Here is a 23,781-nt window from a genome sequence, read left to right as displayed (position 1 = left end):
GCCACCGGCTCACCCTATCCACGCAAAAGCCGCACAAGCCGTTTATCTCCCACGCCTCGCGGCACGCCCCGCGCGCGGGACGCCGCCGCCCGCTACAGCTCGCTGATCACCGCGGCCGTTCCGTACGCGCAGACCTCCGTGCCCACGTCCGCCGCCTCGGAGACGTCGAAGCGCATCATCAGCACCGCGTTGGCGCCGCGCGCCCGCGCCTGCTCGACGAGGCGTTCCATCGCCTGGTTGCGGGTCTCGACCAGGGTCTTGGTCAGGCCCTTCAGCTCGCCGCCGATCATCGACTTCAGTCCGGCGCCGATCTGGCTGCCCAGGTGGCGGGAGCGCACGGTCAGTCCGAACACTTCACCGATCACCCGGGTCACCTGATGCCCGGGTACGTCGTTCGTGGTGACGACGAGCACGTCCGCGTGGTCGCTCTGGCCGCCGCCGTAATCCTCGATGCCCATGGATGACACCTCCCGGGGTCCAGCTTTGCCCCGGCCGGTGCCGTGCGCACGCTCACTGCGGCCACTGGAACCCGGAGCATCCCCGGGGCGTTGATAGCTTGGGGCGCCACGCAGCCGCCCACCGAACGATCCTGGAGCCCGGACCCTTGAATACGCTTGCGCTCGGCCCGAGCTGGCTGGACCCGGACTATCTGATCAACACCTTCGGACTTCCCGGCGTCCTCCTCATCGTGTTCGCCGAGTCCGGACTGCTGATCGGGTTCTTCCTGCCCGGCGACTCGATCCTGTTCACCACGGGTCTGCTGGTCACCACGGGCCAGCTGCGCTACCCGCTCTGGCTGGTCTGCGTGCTGATCGGGCTCGCCGCGATCATCGGGGACCAAGTCGGCTACCTCTTCGGCCGGAAGGTGGGCCCCGCCCTCTTCAACCGTCCGGACTCCAAGCTCTTCAAGCAGGAGAACGTCGAGAAGGCACACGAGTTCTTCGAGAAGTACGGCCCGAAGTCGCTGATCCTGGCCCGCTTCGTACCCGTGGTCCGCACCTTCACGCCGATCATCGCCGGTGTCAGCCGGATGAACTACCGCTCGTTCCTGATCTTCAACATCGTCGGCGGCATCCTCTGGGGCGTCGGGGTGACCGTGCTCGGAGCGGTGCTCGGCAAGATCGAGTTCGTTCACCAGAACATCGAGGCGATGCTCGTCCTGATCGTGCTCATCTCCGTGGTGCCGATCGCGATCGAGTTCCTCCGGGCCCGCTCCAAGTCGAAGAAGGCCGCCGCGGGCCGCGAGGACGACGACGACCGCACCACCGGCCCCGGCGGCGCCGCCGGCCGCCGGGGCCGTCACGCCAAGCGCTGAACCCCGCCCCGCACCCCGCACACGGACGGCGCCCCTCCCGGCACGCACGGGACGGGCGCCGTCCGCGCGTACGGTCCGGCGGTCAGAACCCGCGGGTGCGCTTGGCCGCCCTGCGGCCCGCGCCGGTCTCCGTACCCGGTACCCGCATGAAGAGCCGGGAGATCTCGCTCCCGAGGTTCACCCCGATCGCGATGGCCAGCGCCGTCGCCACCGCCGTGGAGAGCGAGGCGAGCCCCCGGTCCAGCTCGCCCTGGGCGACGCCCAGCAGCCCGAAGTAGGTCGCCGAACCGGGCAGCAGCGGGCCGATGGCCGCCGTGATGAACGGCAGCGAGGAGGTGTAGCGGTAGCGCGAGAAGAGCTGCCCGAACAGGCCGACCAGGCCGGCCGCCACCGCCGTCGCCGCGACCGGCGAGAGACCGCCGGTGCGGGCCATCGCCCCGTAGACGATCCAGGCGACCCCGCCGTTGAGGGTGACCGCGAGCACGGTGGACCGTTCCTGCTGGAGCAGGATCGCGAAGGCCAGACTCAGCGCCATCGACACCAGGATCTGGAGCACCGGCCGGTCGTGTGCGACGAAACGTTCCTCCGGATTGAGCGTGGCACCCAGCTGGAGCCCCAGGTAGAGCACCACCAGCACCCCGACCACGATCCCGATGAAGAAGTACATGACTTCCAGCAGGCGCGCGGCGGCGGTGATGTAGTAGCCGGTCAGACCGTCCTGCACACCCGCCACCAGCGCCCGCCCGGGCAGCAGCGCGAAGAGCCCACCGGTGATCACGGCGGACGGCCGCACATCGCTCCAGTGGGTGAGCGTCAGGGCCACCCCGAGCGCGGCGGGCGGCATCGCGGCGACGGTGAACTGGTAGAACTCCGGCAGCCCGCGCCCCGCGCAGAACCAGGCCAGACGGTCGCCGAGCATGGCGCCGGCCGCCGCCACGAAGAACACCACCACGCCACCGCCGACCAGCACCGAGGCCGCCCCGGCGAGCAGCCCTGCGGCCACCGTGAGCGCCCAGCCGGGGAAGGGATGGCGGTTGCGGCGGATTTCCGCGAGGCGCCGGTACGCCTCCTCCAGCGAGACGTCCACGTCCTCGGTGGTGATGTCGTCGATCAGCCGGAAGACGGCCGCCAGCCGGTTGTAGTCGGTGCCCCGGCGGCGCACCGTGCGGCTCGCCGTGACCGGGTCCTCGACCAGCGAAGGCTGGTGCGAGATGGAGAGCAGGGTGAACGTGACGGTCGGCTCGCACCGGTCCAGACCGTACGAACGCGTCACCGCGAACATCGCGGCCTCCACGTCCTCGGCCCCCTCGCCGCCGGCCAGCAGCAGCTCGCCGATACGGAGCGTCAGGTCGAGCACCCTCGGCACGGCGGGCCCCGAGTCGTCCGTCCGCTGGACGCTCTCCGCCGCGGGCCGCTCGGTGACCGGCATCCGGAGCATGGTGCGCATCCGGTCCTGCCAGGGCGCCTCTTTGGTCAGCCGGACCATCGGGATGCCCTGCGCCGGGGTGAAGGCGGGCGTCTGGCTCGCGTCGTACACCCGGGGCGGCGTGAAGGCCGAGCCGAGGGTGTCCGAGTTCGGGAAGTTCTTGCCGGCCCCTCCCGGACCGGAAGCGGAACCCGGACTGGACGGCTCCGGCTGCACCCCGGCCGGTACCGCGAACTCCGAGGTCGGATGGTCCTCTTCGAGCGGCGGCGTGGGCTGCTCCACCCCGGCGGGCGCGGTGAACGCACTGTGCGCCTCGTCGGACTGGGGCTTCTGGTCCTCCGGACCGCCCTGTTCCGCCACTGCCTGACCTCGCTCTTCCTGGCCCGATGCGTCCTGGCCGCACTCCTGCCCAGTATGGGCACGGCCAAGGGACCCGCACGCGAAACGGGCGGCACACCGGTGAGGTGTACCGCCCGTCCACGCTGTCCTCAAGCCGTCACGAGGACCCTCGGGTCCCCGTGCCCCGGCCCCGCCACCCGTACGGAAGCGGAACCGGCAGGGGCCGTGCGGCCCCGGGAGAGGGACCGCGTCAGTGCGCGCCGCCCTGGTCCTGCAGACGCTTGTAGGAGGCCTCGATCTCGGCCTCGGCCGCGACACGGCCGACCCAGTCGGCGCCCTCGACGGACTTGCCCGGCTCCAGGTCCTTGTAGACCTCGAAGAAGTGCTGGATCTCCAGGCGGTCGAACTCCGACACGTGCTGGATGTCCTGCAGGTGCTCGACGCGCGGGTCCGACGCGGGGACGCACAGCAGCTTGTCGTCGCCGCCGGCCTCGTCCGTCATGCGGAACATGCCGATGGCGCGGCACTTGATGAGGCATCCGGGGAACGTGGGCTCGTCCAGGATGACCAGCGCGTCCAGCGGGTCGCCGTCCTCGCCGAGGGTGTTCTCGACGAATCCGTAGTCGGCGGGGTAGCTGGTCGAGGTGAAGAGTCGACGGTCCAGGCGGATCCGACCGGTCTCGTGGTCCACCTCGTACTTGTTCCGCGAACCCTTCGGGATCTCGATGGTGACGTCGAACTCCACGGGTGGCTCCTCCATGATCAACACATACGACTGGTGGTTAAGTGTCCCCCACGCAGAAGTGTGCTCGCGAAAGGGGCTGGTCAACGGTGGCCGAGCCGGTGGATGAACCGTCGAAGGAACCGTCGGACCCCTGGGGCAAGCTGAAGAGCCTGACCGGAAAACCGGCCCTGCCGGACAGCTGGCGGCTCGTCGCAGGCTCCGCGGTTCTCGGCCTGGTGGTCGCCGCCGGCGCCGTGTTCGCCGCCGGCCCCTGGGACAACGGTCAGCGTACGGCCGAACGCGCCCGGGCCGCCGACCAGGGCCGTACAGGTGACACAGCTCACCGGAGTTCCTCGGCAAGCCCGGCCGAGCCCAAGCCGGCGCCCAGCGCCGCGGCGGTGCTCGCCGCGCTCGGCACCGGCACCGGCCGCACCCCGGCCGGGACGGCACTCGCGCCGGGCAAGGCGCTGGACCCGCTGATGAAGGCGCCCGCGCTCGGCACCCGTACGACGGCCGTCGTCGTCGACACCGCCACCGGCAAGCAGATCTACGCGCGCGCCGCCGGTACACCGATGACCCCGGCCTCCACCGTCAAGCTCGCCACCACGGTCGCCGCGCTCTCCGCGCTCGGCCCCGACCACCGCATCGACACCACCGTGCGCGCCTCGCCCGACCTGCGCACCGTCACCCTCGTCGGCGGCGGCGACCCCACCCTGGACGAGGCCGGGCTGCGCGCGCTGGCCCGGTCCACCGCGAAGGCCCTGACGGACCGGAAGGTGCGAAAGGTCGCCCTCACGTACGACGCCTCCGCCTACTCCGGACCCGCCCGTCACCCCATCGGCCCCAACGACAACATCGCGCCGGTCAGCGCGCTGATGGTCCGCGAGGGGCGCCTCGACAAGAGCGACCACGGGCCCGCCGCGCGCTCCGGCGACCCCGCAGCCGAAGCCGCACGCCTGTTCGCCGGGTACCTGAAGGACAGCGGCGTGAACGCGACGGCCGAACCGCGCTCCCACCGGGCCGCGGCCAAGGCGACCACCCTCGCCACCCACCGCTCGGACCCGCTCTCCGCACTGGTCGAACGCACCCTCACCAACAGCGACAACGACCTCGCCGAGGCCCTCGCCCGGCAGACCGCCCTCGGCACCGGCCGCCCGGCCAGCTTCGCCGGAGCCCGCGGCGCGGTCACCGCACAGCTGAAGAAGATCGGTATGCCCGTCACCGGCGCCCGGCTCGGCGACGGAAGCGGACTCGACCGGAACGACAAGGTCTCCGCCGCCCTCCTCGCCGGACTGCTCGCCCATGCGGCCGACCCCGCCCACCCCGAACTGCGCCCCGTCCTCACCGGACTCCCGGTGGCCGGTTTCAGCGGCACGCTCGGCGGCCGGTACGGCGAAAAGTCGGGCGGCGCCGGACTCGTACGGGCCAAGACGGGCACCCTCACCGGCGTCAACGCCCTGGCCGGCACGGTCGTGGACGCCCGGGGGCGGCTGCTCGCCTTCGCCTTCCTCACCTCCGGCACCACCTCCCCCGGTGACGCCGAGAAGGCCCTCGACGACCTCGCCTCGGCGTTGGCAGCCGAAGCCGGCTGAGGGCCCTCCCGCGGTTCGTGGCGGATCGGTGCGCGGCGGCCCTTCAGCCACCGTCCGGCCCGTCAACGCCCCACCACCGAGGCGCACCCTCACGTACGGTTGACGCATGACGAGCATCGGTGGTGCCGAGATGGTCGACTGGAATCTCGCGGTGGCGACCGCGACCCGCCTCGTACGGCCGGGTCCCGAGATCGACCGTGAGGAGGCGCGCGCCGTCGTCGCGGAGCTGCGCCGCCACGCCAAGGCTTCGGAGCAGCACGTCCGTTCCTTCACCCGGATGATCCCCGAGGGCCCCGGGGCCCCCGTCCCCGCCGACACACCCGTCCTGGTCGTGGACCGGGCCGGGTGGATCAAGGCCAACGTCGCGGGGTTCCGCGAACTCCTGCGCCCCCTGCTCGGCAAGATGGAGGAACGGCGCGGCGGCGGACCCGCTCAGAGCGTCATCGGGGCCGTCGGCGGCAAGGTGACCGGCGTCGAACTCGGCATGCTGCTGTCCTTCCTCGCCTCCCGGGTGCTCGGCCAGTACGAGACCTTCGCCCCCGCGAGCCGGGAGCTGCCCGCCCTCGACCAAGGCGGCGGCCGACTGCTCCTGGTCGCCCCGAACATCGTCCACGTCGAGCGCGAACTCGACGTCGATCCGCACGACTTCCGGCTCTGGGTGGCCCTCCACGAGGAGACCCACCGCACCCAGTTCACCGGGGTGCCGTGGCTGCGCGACCACCTCCAGGGGGAGATCCAGTCCTTCCTGGACGAGACCGACGTGGACCCCGCCACCTTCGTCGAACAACTGCGCGAGGCCGTGCAGTCGCTCGTCGGCGGGCGGCCCGAGGGAGAGCGCGGCGAGGGCGGCGGACGCAGCCTCGTCGAACTCGTCCAGACGCCCGCCCAGCGCGAGATCCTCGGCCGGCTCACCGCCGTGATGTCCCTGCTGGAGGGCCACGCCGACTTCGTCATGGACGGGGTCGGACCCGACGTGGTCCCCTCGGTCGCCGAGATCCGCGAGAAGTTCCAGCAGCGCCGGGCCCGCGGCGCGGGCCGCCTCGACCTGGCCCTGCGCAAGCTGCTCGGCATGGACGCGAAACTCCGTCAGTACCGCGACGGCGAGAAGTTCGTGAGCGCCGTGGTCGCCGAGGTCGGCATGGAGGGGTTCAACCGGGTGTGGACCTCGCCCAACACCCTTCCGACGAAGGCGGAGATCGCCTCCCCCGCGGACTGGGTCGCGCGCGTGCACCGTAAGGCAGATTCGTGATCTTGACGGGGCCCACGGCCGGACAACGGTCCTCCAATCACCCATCCGAGGGACCATGAGGGCATGGGAAGCCGTGCAATGCTCGGTGGACAGCTTGCCTCTGTCACCATCGACGCACTCTGAGTGACGTCAGGGAGGGCACCTCGCCGTCCCGCCTCTCGGAGGCACCTCCCAGAACTCCAGAAGGGCACCGGACATGGGTCCCCATCCTGCGGTCGCGGCGATACGCCTGGCGGTCCGCCGCGTACTCCACGACGTACTCACCGAACACACCCTCCGCACCGGCCAGGGTTTCCACCTCGACCGGCCCGGAAACCCCCGCCTCGCCGAAGCCGGCGGAGCCGGCCGGACGGCCTTCCCCGAACGGCCCGTCGTCCCGCCCCGGCCCCTCGTCCTCGTGGCCTGTTCCGGCGGCGCCGACTCCATGGCGCTCGCCTCCGCCCTCGCCTTCGAGGCCCGCAAACTCGACGTACGGGCCGGCGGCATCACCGTCGACCACAACCTCCAGACCGGCAGCGGACTGCGCGCGGCCGAGGTCGTCACCCGGCTGACCGCCATGGACCTCGACCCCGTCGAGGCCGTCGCCGTCCACGTCGGACGCGAAGGCGGCCCCGAGGCCGCCGCCCGCGACGCCCGCTACGCCGCGCTCGACGCCGCCGCCGAGCGTCACGGCGCCGCCACGATCCTGCTCGGCCACACCCGTGACGACCAGGCCGAGACGGTGCTGCTCGGGCTCGCCCGGGGCTCCGGCATCCGCTCGCTCTCCGGCATGGCCGCCGCCTCCGGGCCGGCCGGACGCTACCGCCGCCCGTTCCTCCAACTGGACCGCCAGACCGTCCGCAAGGCCTGCCTCGTCCAGTCCCTCCCCGTCTGGGACGACCCGCACAACGCCGACCCCGCCTACACCCGCTCCCGCCTCCGCCACGAGGGCCTGCCCGCCCTGGAGAAGGCCCTCGGCAAGGGCGTCGTGGAGGCGCTCGCCCGTACGGCCCAGCTCTCCCGGGACGACGCCGACGCCCTGGACGGCTGGGCCGCCGAGGCCGCGCGCGCCGTACGCGACGACGACGGCGAGCTGGACTGCGCCAAGCTCTGGGCGCTGCCGCCCGCCGTGCGCCGCCGGGTACTGCGCCGCGCGGTCATCGAGGCGGGCGCCCCGGCGGGTTCGCTCTTCGCCCGGCACGTCGAGGAAGTGGACCGCCTCATCACCGGCTGGCGGGGTCAGCGCGCCCTCAACCTGCCCGGCCGCGTCGAAGCCCGGCGTCAGGGTGGCAGACTGGTCATCCGGCAGAGCTGAAGAGCAAGCGGCTGAAGTGCAGGCGAGACGGCCGGCCGGGCCCGGGTGACACGCACCGGGCCGGGCGGGCGAAGAAAGAGACGCGGGTGAACGAGAAGGACATGGGCAGCGACCTCCAGTCGGTGCTCCTCACGAAGGAAGAGATCGACGCGAAACTCGTCGAGCTCGCCGCCAAGATCGACGCGGAGTACGCGGGCAAGGATCTGCTCCTCGTCGGGGTCCTCAAGGGCGCGGTGATGGTCATGGCCGACCTGGCCCGCGCGCTGTCCACCCCCGCCACCATGGACTGGATGGCCGTCTCGTCGTACGGCGCGGGCACCCAGTCCTCCGGGGTCGTCCGCATCCTCAAGGACCTGGACACCGACATCAAGGGCAAGCACGTCCTGATCGTCGAGGACATCATCGACTCCGGGCTGACGCTGTCCTGGCTGCTCTCCAACCTGGGCTCGCGCGAGCCGGCGAGCCTGGAGGTCTGCACCCTGCTGCGCAAGCCGGACGCCGCCAAGGTCGCGATCGACGTGAAGTGGATCGGCTTCGACATCCCCAACGAGTTCGTCGTCGGCTACGGGCTGGACTACGCGGAGAAGTACCGCAACCTCCCCTTCGTCGGCACCCTCGCCCCGCACGTCTACGGCGGCTGAGAGGCTGGCGTCCTTCCGGGAGCACGGCCCCCGCCGCACGACGGCCGGGGCCGTTCCCGGAACACGGCGGCGCCGGGAACCCTTACCGCGCTCCCGCCGTTGAAGGTCTCGAATAAGGGTTTCCGGTACGTCCCCGGCGGTCGAAGGCCACAATGCTGGGGTACGGTCCGAAGAGCAGTCTCAATCTCACAGCAGCATTTACCTACGGGCAGGAGGGACGGGGCGACTTCGCTCCGTATGGATGGACGTGAAGCGATACTTCCGTGGGCCGGTCATGTGGATCGTGCTGGCCGTCCTCGCCGTGGTCGTGTTGATGCAGGTCGTCGGCTCGTCCGGCGGCTACAAGACGGTGGACACCGCCAAGGTGGTCCAGGCGATCAGCAAGAACCAGGTGGAGTCGGCCAAGCTGACCACCGGTGACGAACAAATCCTCAAGGTCGAGCTGAAGGACGGCCAGAAGCTCAAGGGCGAGTCCGGCAGCAAGTTCCAGGCCAGCTACATCGGCAGCCAGGGCGTCGACCTCGCCGACACGCTGCAGCAGAAGTTCGAGAGCGGTGACATCGAGAAGGGTTACACCGTCTCGCCGTCGAAGCAGTCGCCGTTCCTCTCGATCCTGCTGTCGCTCCTGCCCTTCGTCCTCATCGTGGTCATCTTCCTGTTCCTGATGAACCAGATGCAGGGTGGCGGCTCCAAGGTCATGCAGTTCGGCAAGTCCAAGGCCAAGCTGATCACCAAGGACACGCCGAAGACGACGTTCGCCGACGTGGCGGGCTCGGACGAGGCCGTCGAAGAGCTCCAGGAGATCAAGGAGTTCCTCCAGGAGCCGGCGAAGTTCCAGGCCGTCGGCGCCAAGATCCCCAAGGGCGTCCTGCTCTACGGGCCGCCCGGTACGGGCAAGACGCTGCTCGCACGCGCCGTCGCCGGCGAAGCGGGCGTGCCGTTCTACTCGATCTCCGGATCCGACTTCGTCGAGATGTTCGTCGGTGTCGGTGCCTCCCGGGTACGCGACCTCTTCGAGCAGGCCAAGGCGAACGCCCCGGCGATCGTCTTCGTCGACGAGATCGACGCCGTCGGCCGCCACCGCGGTGCCGGCATGGGCGGCGGTCACGACGAGCGCGAGCAGACGCTCAACCAGCTGCTCGTCGAGATGGACGGCTTCGACGTCAAGGGTGGCGTGATCCTGATCGCCGCGACCAACCGGCCGGACATCCTCGACCCGGCGCTGCTGCGCCCGGGCCGGTTCGACCGCCAGATCGCGGTGGACCGCCCGGACATGATGGGGCGCCTGGAGATCCTCAAGGTGCACAAGAAGGGCAAGCCGGTCACCGACGACGTCGACCTGAACGCCGTCGCCCGACGTACCCCCGGCTTCACCGGCGCCGACCTGGCGAACGTGCTGAACGAAGCGGCGCTCCTCACGGCGCGCGGCAACAAGAAGCTGATCGACAACTCCACCCTGGACGAAGCGATCGACCGCGTCGTGGCCGGCCCGCAGAAGCGGACCCGGATCATGTCCGAGAAGGAGAAGAAGATCACCGCGTACCACGAGGGCGGCCACGCCCTGGTAGCGGCGGCTTCCCCCCAGTCGGACCCGGTGCACAAGATCACGATCCTCTCCCGCGGCCGTGCCCTCGGTTACACGATGGTGCTCCCGGAGGAGGACAAGTACTCCACGACGCGCAACGAGATGCTCGACCAGCTCGCGTACATGCTGGGTGGGCGCGCTGCCGAGGAGCTGGTCTTCCACGACCCGACCACCGGTGCCGCCAACGACATCGAGAAGGCCAGTGCCACGGCCCGCGCGATGGTGACGCAGTACGGCATGACCGAGCGGCTCGGCGCGATCAAGTTCGGCGGTGACAACACCGAGCCGTTCGTGGGCCGCGAGATGGGCCACCAGCGCGACTACTCGGAAGAGGTCGCGGCGCTCGTCGACGAGGAGGTCAAGAAGCTCATCGAGACCGCCCACAACGAAGCGTGGGAGATCCTGGTCGAGAACCGCGACATCCTCGACACCCTGGTCCTCCAGCTCCTGGAGAAGGAGACCCTGGGCAAGGAGGAGATCGCGGAGATCTTCGCCCCGCTCGTGAAGCGTCCGGCCCGTCCGGCGTGGACCGGTTCGGCCCGGCGCACCCCGTCGACGCGTCCGCCGGTGCTCTCGCCGAAGGAGCTCGCGCTGACCAACGGCTCGGCCGCTGCCAACGGCTCGGCGGCTTCCTCGGACGCCGCCCCGGCCAAGGACATCTCCTCGGAGGACCGTCCGGAGAGCTGACCTCCCTGCCGCACAGGTGTGACGGCCCTCACCCGCCGCCCGCCCGTACCGGAATGGATGCCGCGCCCCCCAGGTTTTAGCCTGTGGGGGCGCGGCTTTTCTGCTGGTCGCGCAGGCACCGCGCAGCCGGCGCGCAGAGGAACGAGGCACAGATGACCGACCCGGTGACGCTGGACGGCGCTCACGCGAACGGCCCGTACGGCGAGTTCGACGAGAAGCGGGCCGAGGCCGCCGTACGGGAGCTGCTGATCGCGGTGGGCGAGGACCCGGACCGTGAAGGGCTCCTGGAGACCCCGGGGCGCGTCGCGCGGGCGTACCGGGAGATCTTCGCGGGGCTCTTCCAGGAGGCCGGGGACGTCCTGACGACCACGTTCGACCTGGGGCACGACGAGATGGTCCTGGTGAAGGACATCGAGGTCTTCTCCACCTGCGAGCACCACCTGGTGCCGTTCCGGGGGGTCGCGCACGTGGGGTACATCCCGGCGACCTCGGGGAAGATCACCGGGCTCTCCAAGCTGGCCCGCCTGGTGGACGTCTACGCCCGCCGGCCGCAGGTCCAGGAGCGGCTCACCACGCAGGTCGCCGAGTCGCTGATGGAGATCCTGGAGCCGCGCGGCGTCATCGTCGTCATCGAGTGCGAGCACATGTGCATGTCGATGCGGGGCATCCGCAAGCCCGGGGCGAAGACGATCACCTCGGCCGTGCGCGGGCAGCTCCGCGACCCGGCGACGCGGGCCGAGGCGATGAGCCTCATCATGGCCCGCTGAGGCGGCCGGCCCGTGGCCAGGCCGTTTTCGAAGTCCCGCCTGGCGCCCTCAGGGCGGACGACGCTGCTTCCAAACACGACGTGGTGGCCGTGTGGTGGCCGTGTGCCTCCGGGGGAGTCCCGGTTCAGGCCGCGGCCACGCTCTTGTCGTCGTCGTGGTCCTCGGGGAGCTTGCAGACGTGCTCCAGGAAGAGGGCCGCGGCGATGACGGCGAAGGAGGCCACCACGGCGGCGCCGGCGTAGATCGCCTGGTCGCGGCGTGGCGCCAGGTCGAGATGGCTCAGCAGGAACACGGCGGTGCCGCCGTACATCCCGGCGACCAGGGCGGCCACCAGGGCGCTGGCCTGGCCGAAGACGAGGGCCCTCGCCGCCATCAGCGGTTCGACGCCCTTGGCCCCGGGGCGGCGCTCGCGCTGGGCGCGGAGCCGGGAGCGCAGCGAGAGGGCCGTCGCCAGCAGGACCGCGGCGATGGCCGCGAGCACGATCGGTGCGGCCAACGGGACGCTCGGCAGGGTGCCCAGGGAATCCCAGAGGCGGGCGGCCGCCCAGGACAGCACGCCCGCGGCGGCGAAGAGGCCGGCCAGCACTCGGAGCCGTAGTTGCTTCACCGGTCACGCCGCCCTTCGCCGCCCGCGATCCGTCCCGCGGTCATGTCTGCCCTGAGCCTAACGACTGAGGACCGCCCCGTGATCCCGCGTACCCGCCGCGGGCCCGTGGCACCGCTCCCCGGGGCGGGGGATCACTCGGGCAGGCGGAGTTCCAGGTCGGCCCGGGGCAGCACGCCGTCCCGCCCGATCGCGGCCAGCAGCCCCGCGACGGGACCGGCGCCCGGCAGCTGGGCCTCGGGGTCCACGTCGTGCCAGGGCGCGAGGACGAAGGCCCGCTCCCCGGCGCGGGGATGCGGCAGGGTGAGGTGCGGGTCGTCGGAGACCACGTCGGCGTACGCGACGATGTCGACGTCGATGGTGCGGGGTCCCCAGCGCTCCTCGCGGACCCGGTCGAAGGCCTCCTCGATGGCCTGGCCGCGCTCCAGCAGCGAGGACGGCGGCAGCGTCGTCTTCACCACGACCACCGCGTTGAAGTACGAGGGCTGGGAGCCGGGCTCCACGCCCCAGGGCTCCGTCTCGTACACCGGGGAGACCGCTTTGACCCGGACGCCGGGGGTGTCCTCCAGGGCGTCGATGGCGCCCTGGAGGGTCTCCAGGCGGTTGCCCAGGTTGGAGCCGAGGGAGATCACGGCCCGCTTGGGGTTGGAGAGGGTGATGTCGGCGTCGTCCACCTGCTGGACGACCGAGGCCGGCACCGGCTGGACCGTGGGATCGCTCTGCCCGCGGGCGGAAAATGCTGTCATGCTCGGCTCCGGGTGATGGTGATGGTCACGTCGTCGAAGGGGACCGTGATCGGGGCGTCCGGCTTGTGGACGACCACCTCGACCTCGTGGACTCCCTCGTGCTTGAGGCACTGCTGGGCGATGCGTTCGGCGAGGGTCTCGATCAGGTCGACGGGCTCGCCCTCGACGATGGCGACGACCTCTTCCGCGACGATGCCGTAGTGCACGGTCCGCGAGAGATCGTCGGCGGCGGCCGCGGCCCGGGTGTCCAGGCTCAGGGCCAGGTCCACGATGAAGGTCTGGCCCTCTTCACGCTCCCGGGGGAAGACGCCATGGTGTCCACGGGCCTTGAGGCCGCGCAGCGCGACACGATCCACGCGAATCACTCCTGCTGTTGTTGGTCCACGGGGCGCGGGAACCTTCCTTTCGGAGGGTGCCGGGCCCGCGCGCCCGGCATACCGGCACCGCGTCCCGGCGAAGACGCCTTCTCCCGAATCTACCCGCGGGCACCGACAGAGCGGGGCGTCGGGTAGGTGGGGCACGTCCGGCGGCCGCCCCGCGAGGAGCGCCCGCCGCGCCCTCGGACGCTGGTGTCCGCGTATACCCGCTGTCCGGGGGTCTCAATCCCCGACGGCGCGCGCCGTACGCCGGATCAGGCCGGGGACTCCCGTTCCGGTTCCTCGTCGGACTCGGTCAGCACCGGCGACCCGTGGTGGGACCAGAGCTTCCAGCCGTCCGGGGTGCGCCGGAACACGTTGGTCGCGACGACCAGCTGGCCGACCAGTGGGCCCACGGTGTCGTCGCCCTCGGCGGGGCCGCCGCTGAGGATGTTCTCCGTGCAGTTGACCAGGGCGGTGTCCCCGGTCATGGCGACGTCGACGTCGGTCAGGATGAACTGGATGTACTCGGTGTTCGCCATGATGAGCGCGTAGCTGCGCAGCACGTCGCCGCGCCCCCGGAGCACCGGCCAGCCGGGGTGGACGCAGGAGACCGTGAGGTCCTCCCCGGGCAGCCAGCGGTCGGCGAGGCGTTCGTAGTCGCCGCTCTCCATCGCCTCGTAGAAGTCGGTGTTCGCCCGTTCGACGGCGGCGACGTCGGCTGCCGCGTCCGGGACGCCGGGGGCGCCGTTCTCGTCGGAGCCCTCGGGCGTGGTCACACGGCTCCTTCGACGGCACGGCACACGCGTACGGCGTCGGCGCTGGCCCGGACCTCGTGGACCCGGACCGCCCAGGCACCCGCCCGGGCGGAGATCGTGGAGATCGCGGCGGTCGCGGCGTCGCGCTCGCGGGCCGGCGGCGGGGTGCCGTCCGGACCGGCCAGGGTCCGCCCGAGGAACCGCTTGCGGGAGGCGGCCACCAGCAGCGGACGGCCGAGACCGTGCAGCGCGTCCAGGTGCGCGACGAGCGCCAGGTCCTGGGCGGTGTCCTTGGCGAAGCCGAGGCCCGGGTCGATCACGATCCGCTCGGGTGCCACCCCGCCCGCGACCACGGCGTCCACGCGTGCGCGCAGCTCGGTGACGACCTCGCCGACCACGTCCGCGTACACCGCCCGGGCGTTCATGGACTCGCTGAAGCCGCGCCAGTGCATCACCACGAAGGGCGCCCCGGTCTCGGCGACCACCCGGACCATGTCCGGGTCGGCCAGCCCGCCGCTGACGTCGTTCACGAGCACACCGCCGGCCGCGACGGACCGCTCGGCGACCCGGGCCCGCATGGTGTCCACGGAGACCACGGCGCCCTCGGCGACCAGGCCCTGGACGACCGGTACCACCCGGCGCAGCTCCTCGTCCTCGTCGACCCGGCTCGCGCCGGGCCGTGTCGACTCACCGCCGACGTCGATCAGGTCCGCGCCGTCGGCCATCAGGGCCAGCCCGCGCTTGATCGCGGCCGTGGTGTCGAACCACCGGCCTCCGTCGGAGAAGGAGTCGGGGGTCACGTTGACGACACCCATGACCGCACAGCGGTCCCACTCCGGCAGGCCCTCGACCGTGCCCCGTCCGCGCAACGTACTCATACGTCCAGCGTAGGGCCTTTCGTTCGGGGGCATGCGGGCCTCGCGTGCTCCGGTGCCCGCGGGCTCCGGAGCACGGCCGGCGGCCGACCGGCCCCGGCCCGTCCGGTCAGCGGGCCGGCCGTCCCGCGTCCGCGACCGTCTCCAGCGCGATCTGGGCCCGGGGCCGGCCGGCGGCGTCGGCGCCGACCGAGCGGCGCAGGGCCTCGTGGAGCCGGCCGGGGGTGAGGGCGCCGAGATAGCGGCCCGACTCCTCGTCGTCCACGACGGCGATCCACCCCGCGTCGTGCTGGAGCATCGCGGCGAGGGCCCCGCGGAGCGGGGCGCCGAGCGGGAGTCGGGCGTCCATGGGGCGCAGCCCCTCGCGGACGGTGGCGTCCTTGCCGAGGGTCGGCGACGGCTCCGTCCCGGCGGGCAGCCAGCCCAGCGGGCGGTCCTCCCCGTCCAGCACCACCGCCCACCGGGCGCCCTCCCCGGCGATCCGGGCGGTGGCGTCCCGGAGCGGTTCGCCGGGGCGGACGACCGGGGGCCGGTCGAGGTCGGCTTCCTCCACGGGGGTGACCGAGAGCCGCTTCAGGCCTCGGTCGGCGCCGACGAAGTCCGCGACGTACGGGGTGGCGGGGGCGCCGAGCACCCGGGCGGGGGAGTCGAACTGCTCGATCCTGCCCTGCCCGTAGACGGCGATCCGGTCGCCGAGGCGGACGGCCTCCTCGATGTCGTGGGTGACGAAGAGGATGGTCTTGCGTACCCGCTCCTGGAGTCCCAGGAACTCGTTCTGGAGGTGTTCGCGGACCACCGGGTCGACCGCGCCGAACGGCTCGTCCATCAGCAGGACCGGCGGGTCGGCGGCCAACGCGCGTGCCACGCCGACGCGTTGGCGCTGTCCGCCGGAGAGCTGCTCGGGGTAGCGGTCGCCGTGCACGGACGGGTCGAGGCCGACCAGGTCCAGGAGTTCCGCGGCCCGCTCCCGGGCCTTGGCGCGTTTCCATCCGAGGAGATGGGGAACGGTGGCGGTGTTCTCCAGGACCGTCCTGTGCGGGAAGAGGCCCACTTGCTGGATCACATAGCCGATACGGCGCCGGAGTTGGACGGGATCGATCGCGGATATGTCCTCACCGTCGAGGTACACGCGTCCCTCGGTCGGTTCGATCAGCCGGTTCACCATCTTCATGGTGGTCGTCTTGCCACATCCTGACGGCCCCACGAGCGTGACGAGTTCGCCCTCGGCCACCTCGAAGGAGAGCGAGTCGACGGCCGTCGTGCCGTCGTCGTACCGCTTGGTGACGTTCTCGAAGCGGATCAAGATTCCCCCTGGGGTCGCGCCCTGTGTGACGGGCGTGTTGCCGGAACGGGACGGCCTGGGTGCGTGTCCGTGCACGAGGATAGGCTCGCCGCCGTGCCCGCCGCCGGAAGGCCCGGGAAGGGCCCGTACCCCGGAATCGGGACGTTACGGGGGAAGGGGAGGTGGGAGCGGATGGCCGGATCGAACTGCCTGGTGACGAACGACTGGATCTGCGGCGAGTACCTCCGCAGCCGCGGCCAGGAGTTGACGGACGCGACCGTCCAGCACGTCTGGATCACCGCCGTATCGGTGGCGATCGGGCTGGTGATCGCCTTTCCGCTGGCTCTTCTCGCCCGGCGGGGGCGGCACTTCGCCGGGCCGGTCCTCGGACTGACCACGGTGATCTACACCGTGCCCTCGCTGGCGATGTTCTCCCTGCTGCTGCCCGTGTTCGGGCTGTCCGCCGCGCTGGTGGTCACCGGACTGGTGCTGTACTCGCTGACCATCCTCGTACGGAACATCCTGGCCGGGCTGGAAGCGGTGCCCGAGGAGGCCAAGGAGGCGGCGCGCGGCATGGGATACGGCCCCGCCCGGCTTCTCTGGGAGGTCGAGATCCCCCTCGCGCTGCCCGCGCTGATGGCCGGTCTGCGGATCGCCTCGGTGTCCACCGTGGCGCTCACCACGGTCGGCTCGCTCGTCGGCAAGGGCGGTCTCGGCAACCTCATCCGGGACGCCCTGCCGAGCCTCTTCAAGGCCCAGGTGCTGGCCGCCTCGGTGCTCTGCGTGCTGCTCGCCGTCGCGGCGGACCTGCTGCTGCTCGGTGTGCAGCGGTGGCTGACGCCGTGGACCCGGGTACGGGCGGGCGCCCGGGGGCCCGTGACGGAACCGGCGCCGGAGCCCGCGCCGGTGGCCGAGGCCGTGACGAAGGAGGCGGGCTGAGCCGTGGGAGTGGTCGCGGACGCCTGGACCTGGCTGGTCACGGGTTCCAACTGGTCCGGTCCGGACGGTGCGGCGCACCGCCTCGCCGAACATCTCTACGTCAGCGGGCTCGCGCTCCTGGTGGCCTGCGCGCTCGCGCTGCCCCTCGGGCTCCGGCTCGGCCACCTCGGCCGGGGCGGCGCGCTCGCCATCAACATCTCCAACGTGGGCCGGGCGGTGCCCGTCTTCGCGGTGCTCGCCCTGTTCATGCTCACGCCGATGCGTAATTCCGGTTATCTGCCGACGGTGATCGCCCTGGTGCTCTTCGCGGTGCCGCCGCTGCTCACCAACACCTACGTCGGCATGACCGGGGTGGACCGCGCGGTGGTGGAGGCCGCCCGGGGTATGGGGATGTCCGGGGCACAGGTCTTCCTCCGGGTGGAGCTGCCGCTCGCCCACCCCATGATCATGGCCGGGCTGCGGTCCGCCGCCGTGCAGGTGGTGGCCACCGCCTCGATCGCGGCGATGGCCGGGCTCGGCGGGCTCGGACGCGTCATCACCGCAGGATTCAACCGGTACGACACCGCCCAGGTCTTCGCGGGAGCGGTCCTGGTCGCCCTGCTCGCCCTGGTGGTGGAGGGCGTGCTGCTGGCGCTCGACCGGCTGCTCTCGCCGCTGCGGCGCCGGGGGCGCCGGGCGTGAGCGGCGCCGGACGGCACTTCCCCCAACTCATCAGCTCCATCAGCCTCAAGAGTCACAACAGTCGTGGACGGAGAAGGAACATGAGCAGAACCTCGCGCATAGCGGGTGCGGTCATCGGGACGATCGCGTTGGCCGGGTCGCTCGCGGCCTGCGGGGGCGACAGCCTGGAGAAGGACAGCGGCAAGAGCGGTTCCTCCGCCCCGGCGGAGGCCGAGAAGGGCAGCCTCGTCATCGGCTCCGCCGCCTTCACCGAGTCGAAGGTGCTCGCCGAGCTGTACTCCCAGATCCTCGGCGACGGCGGCTGGAAAACCTCCATCACCACCGTGGAGAACAGGGAGCTGTACGAACCCTCCCTGGAGAAGGGCGAGATCGACGTCATCCCCGAATACGCGGCGACCCTCGCGGAATTCCTCAACGCCAAGGTGAACGGCGCGAAGGAGGCGGAGAAGACCCCGGTCGCCTCCGGTGACGTCGCGGCCACCGTCGCCGCGCTGGAGAAGCTGGCGTCCCCGCTCGGACTGAAGGTCCTTCCGGCCGGAGAGGCGGTCGACCAGAATGCGTTCGCGGTGACCAAGGAATTCGCCGCGAAGAACAAGCTGACGACGCTTTCCGATCTTGGAAAGTCGAAGATCAAGGTGAAGATCGCGGCCGGCGACGAGTGCGCGGTACGGCCCTTCTGCGCCCCCGGGCTGAAGGCGACGTACGGCATCGACGTGGCGGGCATCGACCCCAAGGGCGTCGGTACTCCGCAGGCCAAGCAGGCGGTGAAGGACGGGGTGGACCAGCTCGTACTGACCACCACCACGGACGCCGTCCTGGACGCGTACGACCTGGTCTTCCTGGAGGACGACAAGCACCTCCAGAACGCCGACAACCTCCTTCCCGTGGTGAATGCCAAGGACGCCGGTTCGCCGGAGGTCGCCGAACTGCTGGCGAAGGTCACGGGTGCTCTCACCACGGAGGATCTCGCGGAACTCAACCGCAAGGTCGACGCGGAGCGCGCCAAGCCGGCGGACGTCGCGAAGGAGTACCTGACGTCGAAGGGCCTGATCGGCTGACCGGCGGGTATCGCCGGACTATCCGCGGGCCGGGATTTCCGCGTGGGAATCCCGGCCCGCGGAAAGCGGGGCGAGAGAGCGCCGGCCGCGTTGTTCGACGCGGTGTCAGGTAACCGCAGGGGAACAGATTGCCGGGCGGCCTCCCGTACGCCGATCGCACGCGGTAAATTCCAGCCATGCCCCGTGGACGTCATCGCCATTCGCCACCCCTTCACAAGCTGCTGCCGCCCTCCGCGGTGGCCGGAGTGTCGGTCGCGCTGGCCGCCGGAGCGTGGCTGCCCCTGGAATCGCTTCCGCTCCGGCTGCTCGCGACCGCGGCCGCCGCCACCGGTCTCGTCGGCGCGTATCTGATGCGTACCTGGGACCGGGCGGCGGGAGTGCGGGTCGCGGAACTCCAGCGCGCCCAGGCCGGCGCCGAATGGCGCGCCGAGGAGCGGGTGGCGGAGCTGGAACAGGATCTGGAGGAGGCGCGGGAACTGCGCACCCGGCTGGAGACCAAGCTCCGTTCCAAGCGGATGGAGCTCGCCGGACTGCGCGGGGAACACGCCGGTCTGCTGCGCCGGTACGCCACCGCCGAGACCGAGCGGGCCAGCGCGCTGGAGGGCCGCCGGCAGCTCGCCATCGAGGCGGCGGCGGCCCCGATCGCACTGCCGCCCGCCCGCTCGACGCCCACCCCCTCCGCATACCTCGCCGCCGCCCGGGCCCTGCGCGACCTGCCCCGCAACGCCGCGCTCCAGCAGGCCCGGCGGACCGCCGAGCAGGCCCGGCAGCGGGATCTCGCCGAGCGCGCCCGGGAGTCGGCCGCGGAGGCGGACGGACCGAAGGGCCGTCACGCGGCGGCCGGTGAGTACGGCGACCGCGCGGGCGGCGGCCACGCGGACCTCGGCGGCCGGTTCGACGACCACCGGACCAACGGCACCAGCGGCGACGGCACTCACCCCGCCGACTTCGCCCCCCGGCGGACCGGCCCGCGGCCCGCGCTGCCCGCACCCCGTGCGGCCGCCCCGGCCTCGGTACCGGCCAGGGTGGCCCGTACGGTCCCGGCGGCCTCCGCCGTCGTGCCGTACACCGCGCCTCGCCGGGCGCAGGTGCCGCAGGGCGGCTTCGACTTCTTCGGCAGCCAGATCGAGGGCGCCCCGGCGCCCGGCGGTGCGGGTCCCGGCCCGGACGGGCGCCGGCAGTCGCCCCGGCCCGTGCAGGAGGAGGACCTCGCGGACGTGGTGGGGGAAGAGGCACTGGCCGTCCACCGCAGCCACGCCGGCGATCCGCGCGCGGTGGGCAAGGTCATCGACCTCACCCAGCCGGACGCCCAGCACCGCCCCGGCCCCTCAGGCCTGCGGGGCGCGGCTTCCTGACGGGGTGCCCGTCCGGGACAGCCCTTACTTGTCGATGTCCCCGACGACGAAGAAGAGCGAGCCCAGGATCGCGACCATGTCGGCGACCAGGGTGCCCGGCAGCAGTTCCGTCAGCGCCTGGATGTTGTTGAACGAGGCGGAGCGGAGCTTCAGCCGGTACGGCGTCTTCTCGCCCTTGGACACGAGGTAGTAGCCGTTGATGCCGAGCGGGTTCTCGGTCCAGGCGTAGGTGTGGCCCTCGGGGGCCTTGAGCACCTTGGGCAGCCGCTGGTTGACCGGCCCGGGTGCCAGCGTGTCCATCCGGTCCAGGCAGGCGTCCGCGAGCTCCAGCGCGTTGACCGTCTGCTCCAGCAGGCACTCGAACCGGGCCAGGCAGTCGCCCTCGGTCCGGGTGACCACCTTCAGTACGTCCGCCAGCTCCCCGTACGCGAGGTACGGGTCGTCGCGCCGCAGGTCGAAGTCGACGCCCGAGGCGCGGGCGATCGGCCCGGACACCCCGTACGCGTGCACCGCCCCGGCGGTCAGCACCCCGACGTCACGGGTACGGCCCCGGAAGATCTCGTTGCCGAGCACCAGGTCCTCGTACACGTCCATCCGGGAGCGCACCGAGGCCACGGCGTCCCGCGCCCGGCCGAGCCAGCCCGCCGGGAGGTCCTCCTTCAGGCCGCCGACCCGGTTGAACATGTAGTGCATCCGGCCGCCGGAGACCTCCTCCATCACGGCCTGGAGCTCCTCGCGCTCGCGGAACGCGTAGAACATCGGCGTGATGCCGCCGAGTTCGAGGGGGTACGACCCGAGGAACATCAGGTGGTTGAGGACCCGGTTCAGCTCTGCGAGCAGGGTCCGCGTCCAGACGGCGCGTTCGGGGACCTCCATGCCGAGCATCCGCTCGACGGCCATCACCACACCGAGTTCGTTGGAGAACGCCGACAGCCAGTCGTGGCGGTTGGCGAGCATCACGATCTGCCGGTAGTCGCGGGCCTCGAAGAGCTTCTCGGCGCCCCGGTGCATGTAGCCGATGACCGGCTCGGCGCTCAGGACGCGCTCGCCGTCCAGGACCAGCCGCAGCCGGAGCACACCGTGCGTGGAGGGGTGCTGCGGACCGATGTTGAGCACCATGTCGGTGCTCTCCGCCGCGCCACCGATGCCGACCGTCGTCTCCGTCATGCGGCCCAGTATTCCCTGCGCGCGGACGGGCGGTCCCGCTCACCCCACCCGCTGCACCAGCCACCCGAAGTCGCCGAGCCCGCCGCGCGCGGTGAGTTCGGCCGCTTCGCCCGCCGACGCGAGCGCCCGGACGTAGCCGGCGGGGTCGGTGGAGGCCATCGCCAGCGGCGGCCGGCCGCCGCCGACGCCGAGCCGGCCCAGCGCGGTGCGCTGGTCGAGGAGTTCGGGCTCCGGGCCGCCGGGAGGCGCCCCGGCGGCGGCGCAGGCGTCGAGGGCGACATGGGCGGTCAGGTCGCACGAACCGTCCGGCACCGGGTCCACCTCGCGGCCGGCCCGGAAGCCGGTCAGGGTCCCGAACGGCGGCCGGGCGCCGCGTACGTGCGCGTAGTCCGCGGCCACCGCGCACCCCGCCGCCAGCGAGCCGACCGCCTCGGCCCATGCCAGATCGCGGGGCAGCCCGATCTCGGCCCGGTCGCCGGGGGCGCCCGGCGACCACCAGCGCTCCAGCCACCGCGCGTCCGCGCCGGCCACCGGGTCCCCCAGCCGCTCGGCGCCGTCCGAGGCCCGGACCAGGACGTACCGGGCGGTGCCGTGCGCGTCCACCTCCACGACGTCCAGCGGCACGTTGTCCAGCCACTCGTTGGCGAACAGCAGCCCGGTGACGCCCCGGGGCGACCGCGCGCACCACTCGATCCGGTGATCCAGGCCCGGCGGACGGTCCGCCACTTCGACGGCGTACGCGGTGATCTTCAGCCCCGCCGGGGCGGCGGCCAGCACCCCGGCGGCCAGCTCCCCGCGCCCCGCGCCCACGTCGACCAGGGCGACGGTGTCCGTGCCCAGCTCCGCCGCCGTGTCCGCCAGCAGCCGGGCCACCGCCGCGGCGAAGAGCGGGGAGGCGTGCACCGACGTGCGGAAGTGGCCGGCCGGCCCCTCCGGCCTCCGGTAGAAGCCGCCGTCGCCGTACAGCGCGGCCCGCGCCGCCGCACCCCATCCGAGCCATTCGTCCGTCACGGGGCAAGTCTCCGGCATCTCTCCACCTTGGGGAGTACGGGCCGCGGGAGCGGATCGGCCCTCCGGTTGACCCGGGCACCCGCGCCCTTCCCTACGCTGGCAGGGTGCAGCGCCTCTACGATTTCCTCCGCAGACACCCGACGGGCGTCGACTGCTTCTGGGCCGTCGTCCTCCTCGGGCTCTCCGGAGCGGCCTTCGTGGCCGAGCCCCCGGCGGGTCTGCGGGAGCGGGTCTGCACGGTGCCGGTCATCCTGGGGCTCTGCGCCGTGGTGGCGCTGCGCCGCCGGCAGCCGGAGCGGATGCTGCTGCTCGCCCTCGGCATCGGGATCGCCCAGCTGGCGCTCGGTGTCGAGACGGGAATCGCCGACTTCGCCCTGCTGGTGATCATCTACACCGTCGCCGCCGCCGGGAGGCGCTGGGCGTCCCGGCTGGCGCTGGGCTGCGGCCTGCTCGCCGCCGGGATCTCGCAGGCGCGCTGGCCGGAGGAGGAAGGCGGCTGGGTCCAGCAGGCCTTCGTGGTGGTCGTGCTGACCGTGCCGTTCGTACTCGCCTGGGTGCTCGGCGACTCCCTGCGGACCCGGCGGGCGTACTTCCGGGCGCTGGAGGAGCGGGCCGCCCGGCTGGAACGCGAACGCGAGGCCCAGTCCAAGGTCGCCGTCGCCGCCGAGCGCGCCAGGATCGCCCGCGAACTCCACGACGTCGTCGCCCACAACGTCTCCGTGATGGTGGTCCAGGCCGATGGCGCCGCCTATGTCATGGACGCGGCACCGGATCAGGCCCGCCAGGCCCTGGAGACCATCTCCACCACCGGCCGGCAGGCCCTCGCCGAGATGCGCCGACTGCTCGGCGTGCTGCGCACCGGCGACTCCGAGGCGAGCCGCGAGTACGTCCCCCAGCCCGACGTCGAGCAGATCGACGAGCTCGTCGCCCAGGTCCGCAAGGCGGGCCTCGCGGTGGACTTCACCGTCGAGGGAACCCCGCGCCCGCTGCCCAGCGGCGTGGAGCTGACCGCGTACCGCATCGTGCAGGAGGCGCTCACCAACACCCGCAAGCACGGCGGCCCCGACGCCGGGGCCAGCGTGCGGCTGGTCTACTTCGACGACGGTCTCGGACTGCTCGTGGAGGACGACGGACGCGGCGCCCCGCACGAGCTGTACGAGGACGGCGGGGCGGACGGCGCGGGCCACGGCATGATCGGCATGCGGGAACGGGTCGGCATGGTCGGCGGCACCCTCGACGCCGGACCGCGCCCCGGCGGCGGCTTCCGGATCAGCGCGCTGCTCCCGCTGAAGCCGGCCGCGTGACCCCCTACCTCGCACCTCCTACCGGA

23 protein-coding genes are annotated in these 23,781 nt (G+C 72.1%); 12 read left to right on the top strand and 11 right to left on the bottom strand.

All coding sequences use genetic code 11. The annotated features are described in order from the left end of the window. Positions 1 to 92: 92 nt before the first annotated feature. Complete coding sequence (locus tag OHT52_RS12360; RefSeq protein ID WP_327177166.1) at positions 93 to 458, bottom strand: YbjQ family protein; 366 nt, start codon at positions 456 to 458, stop codon at positions 93 to 95. Between the two features lie 146 nt (positions 459 to 604). Between OHT52_RS12360 and OHT52_RS12355 the strand changes: the two genes are divergently transcribed. Continuing rightward, the gene (locus OHT52_RS12355) at positions 605 to 1,315 is read left to right on the top strand and encodes a DedA family protein (RefSeq protein ID WP_328720196.1); all 711 of its coding nucleotides are present in this window, start codon (positions 605 to 607) and stop codon (positions 1,313 to 1,315) included. An 82-nt stretch (positions 1,316 to 1,397) separates the two neighbouring features. Here OHT52_RS12355 and OHT52_RS12350 read toward each other — a convergent pair whose 3' ends face one another. Both OHT52_RS12350 and OHT52_RS12345 read right to left on the bottom strand, forming a co-directional pair. Further along, positions 1,398 to 3,101 (bottom strand): threonine/serine ThrE exporter family protein, encoded by a 1,704-nt coding sequence (locus OHT52_RS12350; protein WP_328720195.1) that lies wholly within the window; start codon positions 3,099 to 3,101, stop codon positions 1,398 to 1,400. A 229-nt stretch (positions 3,102 to 3,330) separates the two neighbouring features. Next, positions 3,331 to 3,825, bottom strand: a complete 495-nt coding sequence (locus tag OHT52_RS12345; protein WP_328723710.1) for an inorganic diphosphatase — start codon at positions 3,823 to 3,825, stop codon at positions 3,331 to 3,333. 86 nt (positions 3,826 to 3,911) lie between these two features. Between OHT52_RS12345 and dacB the strand changes: the two genes are divergently transcribed. From dacB to folE, 6 genes are all read left to right on the top strand, one after another. Then, positions 3,912 to 5,396, top strand: coding sequence for a D-alanyl-D-alanine carboxypeptidase/D-alanyl-D-alanine endopeptidase (dacB, locus tag OHT52_RS12340; RefSeq protein WP_328720194.1), 1,485 nt, complete (start codon positions 3,912 to 3,914; stop codon positions 5,394 to 5,396). A 106-nt stretch (positions 5,397 to 5,502) separates the two neighbouring features. Continuing rightward, entirely contained in the window at positions 5,503 to 6,645 is a 1,143-nt protein-coding gene (locus OHT52_RS12335) for a zinc-dependent metalloprotease (protein WP_328720193.1), read from the top strand. Between the two features lie 196 nt (positions 6,646 to 6,841). Next, complete coding sequence (gene tilS / locus OHT52_RS12330; RefSeq protein ID WP_328720192.1) at positions 6,842 to 7,939, top strand: tRNA lysidine(34) synthetase TilS; 1,098 nt, start codon at positions 6,842 to 6,844, stop codon at positions 7,937 to 7,939. A gap of 101 nt (positions 7,940 to 8,040) precedes the next feature. Beyond that, positions 8,041 to 8,580: a hypoxanthine phosphoribosyltransferase gene (gene hpt, locus OHT52_RS12325; RefSeq protein ID WP_275496049.1), complete on the top strand. Its 540-nt coding sequence runs from the start codon at positions 8,041 to 8,043 to the stop codon at positions 8,578 to 8,580. A gap of 241 nt (positions 8,581 to 8,821) precedes the next feature. Beyond that, positions 8,822 to 10,852 (top strand): ATP-dependent zinc metalloprotease FtsH, encoded by a 2,031-nt coding sequence (gene ftsH / locus OHT52_RS12320; RefSeq protein ID WP_328720191.1) that lies wholly within the window; start codon positions 8,822 to 8,824, stop codon positions 10,850 to 10,852. Between the two features lie 152 nt (positions 10,853 to 11,004). Continuing rightward, complete coding sequence (gene folE / locus OHT52_RS12315; RefSeq protein WP_328720190.1) at positions 11,005 to 11,619, top strand: GTP cyclohydrolase I FolE; 615 nt, start codon at positions 11,005 to 11,007, stop codon at positions 11,617 to 11,619. Between the two features lie 124 nt (positions 11,620 to 11,743). Here the strand turns inward: folE and OHT52_RS12310 are convergent, their stop codons facing one another. The 6 genes from OHT52_RS12310 to OHT52_RS12285 form a co-directional block, all read right to left on the bottom strand. Then, a complete protein-coding gene (locus tag OHT52_RS12310) occupies positions 11,744 to 12,226 on the bottom strand; it encodes a DUF3180 domain-containing protein (RefSeq protein WP_328720189.1) in 483 nt (160 codons plus the stop codon). Positions 12,227 to 12,357: 131 nt separating this feature from the next. Then, entirely contained in the window at positions 12,358 to 12,969 is a 612-nt protein-coding gene (folK, locus tag OHT52_RS12305) for a 2-amino-4-hydroxy-6-hydroxymethyldihydropteridine diphosphokinase (protein WP_266707356.1), read from the bottom strand. Continuing rightward, the gene (folB, locus tag OHT52_RS12300) at positions 12,966 to 13,325 is read right to left on the bottom strand and encodes a dihydroneopterin aldolase (protein WP_328720188.1); all 360 of its coding nucleotides are present in this window, start codon (positions 13,323 to 13,325) and stop codon (positions 12,966 to 12,968) included. The genes folK and folB overlap by 4 nt, the downstream gene beginning before the upstream one ends. Positions 13,326 to 13,600: 275 nt before the next feature. Next, the gene (locus OHT52_RS12295) at positions 13,601 to 14,104 is read right to left on the bottom strand and encodes a nuclear transport factor 2 family protein (protein ID WP_328720187.1); all 504 of its coding nucleotides are present in this window, start codon (positions 14,102 to 14,104) and stop codon (positions 13,601 to 13,603) included. Beyond that, positions 14,101 to 14,961 carry a dihydropteroate synthase gene (folP, locus tag OHT52_RS12290; RefSeq protein WP_328720186.1) on the bottom strand — a complete coding sequence of 287 codons (861 nt, stop codon included), beginning with the start codon at positions 14,959 to 14,961 and terminating at the stop codon, positions 14,101 to 14,103. Before folP ends, OHT52_RS12295 begins: the two co-directional genes overlap by 4 nt. Before the next feature lie 106 nt (positions 14,962 to 15,067). Beyond that, positions 15,068 to 16,261, bottom strand: coding sequence for an ABC transporter ATP-binding protein (locus tag OHT52_RS12285; protein WP_328720185.1), 1,194 nt, complete (start codon positions 16,259 to 16,261; stop codon positions 15,068 to 15,070). Between the two features lie 171 nt (positions 16,262 to 16,432). On the opposite strand from OHT52_RS12285, the gene OHT52_RS12280 reads away from it, so the two are divergent. The 4 genes from OHT52_RS12280 to OHT52_RS12265 all read left to right on the top strand — a co-directional run bounded on the left by OHT52_RS12280 (position 16,433) and on the right by OHT52_RS12265 (position 20,273). Further along, positions 16,433 to 17,179 carry an ABC transporter permease gene (locus tag OHT52_RS12280; protein ID WP_328720184.1) on the top strand — a complete coding sequence of 249 codons (747 nt, stop codon included), beginning with the start codon at positions 16,433 to 16,435 and terminating at the stop codon, positions 17,177 to 17,179. A 3-nt stretch (positions 17,180 to 17,182) separates the two neighbouring features. After that, positions 17,183 to 17,860, top strand: a complete 678-nt coding sequence (locus tag OHT52_RS12275; RefSeq protein ID WP_328720183.1) for an ABC transporter permease — start codon at positions 17,183 to 17,185, stop codon at positions 17,858 to 17,860. A gap of 80 nt (positions 17,861 to 17,940) precedes the next feature. Next, positions 17,941 to 18,918, top strand: a complete 978-nt coding sequence (locus OHT52_RS12270; RefSeq protein ID WP_328720182.1) for an ABC transporter substrate-binding protein — start codon at positions 17,941 to 17,943, stop codon at positions 18,916 to 18,918. A gap of 176 nt (positions 18,919 to 19,094) precedes the next feature. Beyond that, a complete protein-coding gene (locus OHT52_RS12265) occupies positions 19,095 to 20,273 on the top strand; it encodes a hypothetical protein (RefSeq protein WP_328720181.1) in 1,179 nt (392 codons plus the stop codon). A 24-nt stretch (positions 20,274 to 20,297) separates the two neighbouring features. On the opposite strand, the gene OHT52_RS12260 is transcribed toward OHT52_RS12265, so the two are convergent. After that, positions 20,298 to 21,440 (bottom strand): NADH-quinone oxidoreductase subunit D, encoded by a 1,143-nt coding sequence (locus OHT52_RS12260; RefSeq protein ID WP_328720180.1) that lies wholly within the window; start codon positions 21,438 to 21,440, stop codon positions 20,298 to 20,300. Between the two features lie 39 nt (positions 21,441 to 21,479). Beyond that, positions 21,480 to 22,451, bottom strand: coding sequence for an SAM-dependent methyltransferase (locus OHT52_RS12255; protein ID WP_328720179.1), 972 nt, complete (start codon positions 22,449 to 22,451; stop codon positions 21,480 to 21,482). A gap of 104 nt (positions 22,452 to 22,555) precedes the next feature. Here OHT52_RS12255 and OHT52_RS12250 point away from each other — a divergent pair, with 104 nt between their 5' ends. Further along, positions 22,556 to 23,755, top strand: a complete 1,200-nt coding sequence (locus tag OHT52_RS12250) for a sensor histidine kinase (RefSeq protein ID WP_328720178.1) — start codon at positions 22,556 to 22,558, stop codon at positions 23,753 to 23,755. Positions 23,756 to 23,781: the final 26 nt, after the last annotated feature.

Source organism: Streptomyces sp. NBC_00247, from assembly GCF_036188265.1.
Taxonomy (GTDB): domain Bacteria; phylum Actinomycetota; class Actinomycetes; order Streptomycetales; family Streptomycetaceae; genus Streptomyces.
Note: the sequence above shows the minus strand (reverse complement) of the source record. Positions and strands in the feature narration are given on the sequence as shown.

Coding starts and splice junctions, on each gene's coding strand:
- folK (WP_266707356.1), bottom strand. CDS start 12,969: ATGACAGCATTTTCCGCCCGCGGGCAGAGCGATCCCACGGTCCAGCCG.
- OHT52_RS12270 (WP_328720182.1), top strand. CDS start 17,941: ATGAGCAGAACCTCGCGCATAGCGGGTGCGGTCATCGGGACGATCGCG.
- OHT52_RS12335 (WP_328720193.1), top strand. CDS start 5,503: ATGACGAGCATCGGTGGTGCCGAGATGGTCGACTGGAATCTCGCGGTG.
- hpt (WP_275496049.1), top strand. CDS start 8,041: ATGGGCAGCGACCTCCAGTCGGTGCTCCTCACGAAGGAAGAGATCGAC.
- tilS (WP_328720192.1), top strand. CDS start 6,842: ATGGGTCCCCATCCTGCGGTCGCGGCGATACGCCTGGCGGTCCGCCGC.
- OHT52_RS12280 (WP_328720184.1), top strand. CDS start 16,433: ATGGCCGGATCGAACTGCCTGGTGACGAACGACTGGATCTGCGGCGAG.
- OHT52_RS12360 (WP_327177166.1), bottom strand. CDS start 458: ATGGGCATCGAGGATTACGGCGGCGGCCAGAGCGACCACGCGGACGTG.
- folE (WP_328720190.1), top strand. CDS start 11,005: ATGACCGACCCGGTGACGCTGGACGGCGCTCACGCGAACGGCCCGTAC.
- ftsH (WP_328720191.1), top strand. CDS start 8,822: ATGGACGTGAAGCGATACTTCCGTGGGCCGGTCATGTGGATCGTGCTG.
- folP (WP_328720186.1), bottom strand. CDS start 14,961: ATGAGTACGTTGCGCGGACGGGGCACGGTCGAGGGCCTGCCGGAGTGG.
- OHT52_RS12260 (WP_328720180.1), bottom strand. CDS start 21,440: ATGACGGAGACGACGGTCGGCATCGGTGGCGCGGCGGAGAGCACCGAC.
- OHT52_RS12265 (WP_328720181.1), top strand. CDS start 19,095: ATGCCCCGTGGACGTCATCGCCATTCGCCACCCCTTCACAAGCTGCTG.